Raw genomic sequence first — 6,568 nt, 5'->3', positions numbered from 1 at the left:
GCGTTAGCGAAGCACCGAAGCGAAGCGTAGTGCGGAATGCCCCGACCCTTGCGCAGCAAGGGGCACGCCCAAAAAATCAAATTATCTTACAGACCTAATCAGATTTTTAGCTTGCTCAATCCTGTAAAATAAAAGTTTGTCAAGGTACTTTGACTACCTCATCTTCGTAAATCCAATTCGCACGTATGTTGTATACTTTGGAATAATGTATTTTTTCAGGTAATTCTTTTTTTTCAAAGCTGCCACCGTTCCAAATTCCATCCGCGTTTGTATCCTGCACAAAAATAAAATGGTAGTTCCCTGGGGATAGATAACTAAACTTAAATGTTTCACCTTCTATTTTGTAACGAATACTTGGCATATCCACAGATGCAAAATAGCATATTTCATTTTCTTTTTTACCTTGTATTTTACCTGCAATGCCTCCAAAATTTTTTTCGGGTAAGACTGTAAAACTTTTAATGGTAGTATCCACATTTGAAGGTGCAGTCAAAAACTGTATGTGATAGCTTGTATTTTCTTGCCACACACCTTGCTTTGGATATATTTTAAGCATAAAAGCATTCGTATCTATGCGAAAAGGAATTCTATTTTTAGCTTGATAAATGTAAAACGATAATTTACTCCACGTTGTAGGGACCTCTGCGTAAAAAATGAGAGGCTCATTAGGGGCAATTGAATTTTTGAGTATTGTTACTTTGTCTTTCCACTTGGTTTTGACAGGACTTATTTTAAGAGTGTCTATCTTGCGTGCTCCTGTACTATCTACGGTACGTAGTATAAGCGGCTTTTGAAGGTCAATATCTGTAAAATACAGTTTTTTGTACTCATGCAGTATGCACGCTTTTTTATCTTGTAAATACACACTATCTGCAAAAACGCCCTTGGATAAAGTAACTCTTAAAACATTTTTGAGCGTATCAGCTTGCTGCACTTTTACAGGTGAATTGACATCATGCAGCAAGGTTAGTATAGGCTTTAAAGTATCTTTAACCTGAACTTTTTGTAATAGAATTGCAGTTTGTTCGTTGGGTAAATCTTTCTTGAAGTTATTGTTCAGGTCTTTAAGGGCAAATAAATAGTATTCGCCTTGCTGAATGTTCCTAAATTCAAAACTGCCATCTTCTTTGCTTTGAGTTATATAGTTGGGCAGCACTTTGCCTATGCTATCTATGGGTGTATTTCGGTAAGCACATACGTACATGTTAGGGATTTTTTTTCTCAATTCATCCTGTATTTTACCTGTAAGGGTTAATGTATCTATTTCGTTTCCTGTACTAAATACTATGCTTTGCGGAGGAAGCGGAGTTCCTGAATAATACTCTTGGATAGTGCCGTTAGTTTGTATAGTGTAGCAAGTATTAGGCTGCAATGGGCTTTTTAATTTTATTTCTATGGACTTAGCTTTGAGTTGAACTTCAGGTAAAGGTAATATAGGTGGAGAGATAAAAAACTCCTGTTGGGGATTGTTACATTTGATATAGGTATCAAACTTGAAAACAAATTTGGTAGTATTTGTGGGGACATTAGTAGCTTTATTTGCTGGATTTTGATAGGTGATTTTAGGGGTACGTTTAGGGACCTCTCCGCCTGTTAAGGGTACTACATTTGCGCAGCCTTGTAGCAGTAAGATTATTACCAAAAAATAAAGAGCGCGTTTTACCATTCAAATTCTACGGTAAATTGAATATCAGGGTGAATGCTTTTAGCTACGGGGCAAGTAAGAGCGGCATTTTCTAATATTTTTTTAGATTTTTCATCTAACGACAGAGGTGGAAATTTAATTTTTGCAGGAAGAGCAGCAATTCTGCGTGGATTGTTTGCCATAATTTTTTCTATTTCAATTTTAGTACCAGTGAGGTCAATATTCATTTCTCGGGCTTTGATGCCCATAATAGTCATCATGCAAGTAGCTAAGGCTGTGGCTACTAAATCAGTAGGCGAAAAACTTTGTCCTTTGCCATGATTATCTGTGGGTGCATCTGTATACAATTGAGTTTGTGAAGGTTGATGAGTTGCCAAGCACCGTAGCTCCCCTTGATACAAAACGCTCATTTTTACCATACTTACAAAAATAAAGCTATTTACTCTAAATATCTACCTAAATCCCCTTCTTGGGTACTAATAGACTTACGGTAGTTTTCACTATCTCCGCCAGAAAGTTTTTCAATCATTTCAGCAATTTCACGTTCAAAAATGGAACCTTTAAGGTCATTGTTATTTTGGATTTTTTTGAGTTCAGCAAGGGTTTTTTCTGTTGTATTTTGGCTCAAAGCCCTGACACAGTACACAGCTGTGGCAATGTCTTTTTCATCTTTTGAAATACTTTTAGATTTTATCCAACCTTTATCTATCCAAGAACCTTTTCTGCGCTTTCCTACTATTTCTGTCCATTCCCCCTGCCTACTGACAATTGCTATAATATCAAAAGGTTCAAAAGAATTTTGAGTTACGGTAGTAAGGTCAGGTCGGCTATAAATAGGAGTGTGATCTGTGATACAAGCCACCTCTGCGTTTGGAATAATTACTCTTGCGTCTGCATATCCTTCTTGGTTGTCTGATGTGCGTATTTTAACAAAAGAAACTTTACTTGTTTCATCGGTTTGCTGCTCACCTAAATAGGTAACTTTTTCTCCTAGCGCCAATGAAGTAATCCATTTTCCTTCTTTACGAGAGGGCTTAGTAAGCAAAGGGATTTTGTCATAAATACATATTGCTATACTGCCAGATTTTTTGTTATCTGCTTCATTTTCAATAGTATTTTCATTATTTTCTTTTTTGCCTGTTGGATGGCAGCTAAAGTAAAAGAATAATACCGCATAAAGTGCTAACCAATGTGTTTTTTTCATGTTCCCTGCTATCATTGTGTAAAATTACATTTTTATTTGACTGGATTATGTTTTTTGGACAAGCAAATTACTTCTTAAAAGTTTTAATGTATTCAAGAATAGACTGTACTTGCACTTCGCTTAAACTGCGGTAGGCAGGCATAACGCCTTTACCATTTAGAATAATATGTTTTTTTTCTGCTTCGCTTAAAGTACTGGTTTTTAAGTTTTTTGCCCCTGATTTACCTAATTCTCCATTTTCCCCATGACAGTTAGTACAGGCTGCTGTGTAGAGTTGCTTTCCATATTCAACTAACTGTTTTTGAACTAAATCTGATTGAAGTGTATCTTTGTTTGTGTTAGGTTCTATGTTAGGTGTAGGGACATGCTGTAAAACGACTTTAAGTTCTTTTTTGCTTATATTTTTATTGACTTCTGCCATGCCATAGCTAGCTATTACCAATACTATGCATAAAGCAGCTAATATCTTGTTATGTTTTTTGAAACCTATAATTCCTATCGGAATTGCCGCAAATACTAATCCTATCTTTATCCATAAAAAATGTGAAGTGTTGCCCGTATTGATTAACAAAATAATACCTGTAAGCAAAAAAAGCACACTGATAGCTATTTCAGGTATTTTGAATTTTTTACTAAAATGCTCTAAATTACCAATTTTGTTAGTAGTAAGTAGAACTAATTTGTATAGGTATATGAGTAGAAACGCTAATACACTCAACCAATGAACTTTTAACAAAACATGATAAGTATCTGCACTCATATTACAAAGGTAAAAAACTTTTGCGTAAGTTAAACGCTGATTTTTTCATCTATAAGAATAATTTTTTGCTACGAAAAACTCTATCGTCTTTTTTTCTCCATAAAAAACAAAACATAAGCAGAAAAACATAAAAATAGTGAAAGAATAATTGCTAAAAAATTATTGAAAAGTTTAGCTCCAAAATCTTTGAGGTTCATACCGTTACTCATAAAAAACCACAGAAATTGATACAAAATAACCAATGGAATAAAGTATGAGAGTATCCAAGCAGGACTACTTCGATTGAGGTCAAAATCTTTGTCTTTCTCTATGGTGGTTCTACCTAACAAAAATATAAGCCAATAATGTCTTAAATACATCAAGGTAGTGGCAGAGAAAGCATGATATCCCAAAGATTGTGTAAAAATATCTTGGAACAAGCCCAAACTAAATGCTACAAAAATGCCTATAACTCTACTTATTTGCAAGGGGAACATTAAAATAGTAACAATATACAAATTAGGTGAGGGGATTAAATCAATGTGAAGATGGTTAATGAATAGAATTTGAACTAAAAAAAGAATTCCATGTTTAAGCCACAGTAACCAGAATTTGCCTTGCATAGTAGAATGCTTTATTCATGTGGTAAAGTATTTTTTTCTATTTCTTCTAACTCTCCCCGAGTTTTGTGGTGTGTTATGTACACATCAGTCAAACGAGAGAAGTTTGTACTCAATGTAACTGTCAAGTCAAAAAAATTTGTACCTGCCTTTTGTACCTGGGCTAGTCTGCCGACTAAAATGCCATCAGGAAATATGTTTGCGTAGCTAGAAGTAACTACTACGTCATTGGGTTGAATGAGTACATGAGCAGGAACGTAGTTAAGCTTAGCCGTGGTAACCTTATCGCCTTGCCATTCTAATATACCTACAGAACCTTCTACACTGGTTTTTGCTCTGATTTTAGTATTTTTATTTAACACACTAGCTGCTACGCAATAGTTCTTACTCACAGCTATTACAATCCCTACCACGCCTTGCGCGCATATAACTCCATCCCCTTTAGCTACACCATCCTGACTACCTGCATTGAGAGTAATAAAATTGTATTGTTTATGTATAGTTTGATTAACTACTCGCGCAGGAATGAGTGTCCAATCCGAGCTTAGAGATAAACTATCGGGAAGCTTTGGAAAAGAAAGTCTGCGTATAAGATAGTTTTTATGCATCAACTCTTGCCGTAATCGCAGATTTTCGGCACGTAGAGCTTCATTTTCTTGGCGTGTGTAGTATCGTTTCATCAGCTTTGCTCGGATGGATTCTATGTAGCTATGAGTTACAGAAGTATAATTATGAAATGTCTCATTGTTTTTCTGATTGTATTGTACAGAGATAATAAGCGAAATAGTAGATAATCCCAACCAAAGAATTGTTACTCTAAAACGGAGCAAAAGCAGTAGTACATTTCGCATATTTTACATACAAAGTTAGAACTTTTTGTCTATCCTACTTTGGGGAGGGTTTTATTAAGGTATTCAGTAACATGCTGTATGTCTTTCAAGGTAATAGTTACTTTTTTGATATTTTTACCAGGTAAATCATACATGTACTCTAACATAATTTGTTCTACGATGCTTCTTAATCCTCTTGCACCGAGCTTCAAGTTATATGCTGTATCCACAATGTACTCTAATACATCGTTATCAAATTCCAAAGTAATTCCTTCCATTTCAAATAGCTTTTGATACTGCTTAATTATCGCGTTTTTAGGTTCAGTAAGAATGGAACGAAGCGCAGTTTTATCTAATGGATGAAGGTAAGTAATTACAGGTAAGCGGCCTATAAGTTCAGGAATAAGCCCAAATTTACGCAGATCTTGAGCTTGCACATATTGTATTATGTTTTCCCGATAGGTTTTTTGATTCAAAGTTTGAGTAAAGCCTATACTACCTGAATTAACTCTTTGTGCGATAATTCTTTCTATTCCTTCAAATGCGCCTCCGCAAATAAACAGAATGTTTTGTGTGTTTACTTGAATGAAACTTTGTTCAGGATGTTTTCGCCCGCCCTTTGGTGGAACGTTAGAAATGGTTCCTTCTAACAATTTAAGTAGTGCTTGCTGAACTCCTTCACCAGAAACATCGCGGGTAATTGAAGGATTATCTGATTTTCGAGCAATTTTGTCAATTTCGTCAATATATACGATACCGCGTTCGGCTGCGGCTACGTCATAATCTGCGGCTTGAAGTAAGCGAGTGAGTATAGTTTCAACATCTTCACCTACGTAGCCTGCTTCGGTAAGTGTAGTGGCATCTGCAATACAAAATGGCACATTTAAGAGCTTAGCAATAGATTTAGCTAATAGTGTTTTACCTGTACCTGTTTCGCCAACTAGCAGAATGTTACTTTTTTCTATTTCTACTTCTGAATCTGAACTATCTTGGTAGATTCTTTTGTAATGATTGTACACTGCTACGGAAAGAACTTTTTTAGCATGTTCTTGTCCGATTACGTATTGGTCTAAGTGTGCTTTTATTTGTGGGGGAGTGTATTCAAACCTGGGCTGTGTATTGGTGTAGTGATATTTTGGTTTTCTTTTAGCTACATTCAAACCAACCATTTCGTAAGCACGATTAACACATTCATCGCAGATGAAAGCATTATTGTTGCCTGAAATCATCAGATTAGCCTTATTTCCGCTTTTGCCACAAAAAGAGCAAAAATATCCTTGTCTTGTCATAGTGGGCAAAAATAGAGAATTTTGTATCAAGATATTGTGATTTTTGTGTGTATTGTGCTTGTGAGTTGTTGCAAGTCGGATATAAGTTAAGTAATGTTGTGCAAAATAGTGAGTTTTTTCTTTTTTGGGCGTGCCCTTGTGGGCATTCGCTGCGCTTATGCCCACAAGGTCGGCGTGCTTCGGGCTACGCTATCGCTTCGGTGCTTCGCTTCGCTCCGCACTGGGCTAACGCCCACCCTCC

7 protein-coding genes are annotated in these 6,568 nt (G+C 36.0%); all 7 read right to left on the bottom strand.

The window, feature by feature from the left end; genetic code table 11:
• Positions 1-139 precede the first annotated feature (139 nt).
• Positions 140-1,642 (bottom strand): Ig-like domain-containing protein, encoded by a 1,503-nt coding sequence (locus tag NZ519_10645; protein ID MCS7029207.1) that lies wholly within the window; start codon positions 1,640-1,642, stop codon positions 140-142.
• A gap of 17 nt (positions 1,643-1,659) precedes the next feature.
• A complete protein-coding gene (locus NZ519_10640) occupies positions 1,660-2,064 on the bottom strand; it encodes an OsmC family protein (protein ID MCS7029206.1) in 405 nt (134 codons plus the stop codon).
• 20 nt (positions 2,065-2,084) lie between these two features.
• Entirely contained in the window at positions 2,085-2,864 is a 780-nt protein-coding gene (locus NZ519_10635) for an SH3 domain-containing protein (GenBank protein ID MCS7029205.1), read from the bottom strand.
• A 52-nt stretch (positions 2,865-2,916) separates the two neighbouring features.
• The gene (locus tag NZ519_10630) at positions 2,917-3,609 is read right to left on the bottom strand and encodes a cytochrome c (GenBank protein MCS7029204.1); all 693 of its coding nucleotides are present in this window, start codon (positions 3,607-3,609) and stop codon (positions 2,917-2,919) included.
• A gap of 80 nt (positions 3,610-3,689) precedes the next feature.
• Positions 3,690-4,211: a hypothetical protein gene (locus NZ519_10625; protein MCS7029203.1), complete on the bottom strand. Its 522-nt coding sequence runs from the start codon at positions 4,209-4,211 to the stop codon at positions 3,690-3,692.
• 11 nt (positions 4,212-4,222) lie between these two features.
• Complete coding sequence (locus NZ519_10620) at positions 4,223-5,059, bottom strand: rod shape-determining protein MreC (protein ID MCS7029202.1); 837 nt, start codon at positions 5,057-5,059, stop codon at positions 4,223-4,225.
• Positions 5,060-5,088: 29 nt separating this feature from the next.
• Positions 5,089-6,327 carry an ATP-dependent Clp protease ATP-binding subunit ClpX gene (gene clpX / locus NZ519_10615; GenBank protein ID MCS7029201.1) on the bottom strand — a complete coding sequence of 413 codons (1,239 nt, stop codon included), beginning with the start codon at positions 6,325-6,327 and terminating at the stop codon, positions 5,089-5,091.
• Between the last annotated feature and the right edge of the window lie 241 nt (positions 6,328-6,568).

This window comes from Bacteroidia bacterium, assembly GCA_025056095.1.
GTDB lineage: Bacteria > Bacteroidota > Bacteroidia > JANWVE01 > JANWVE01 > JANWVE01.
This window is presented reverse-complemented; position numbering and strand designations above follow the sequence as displayed.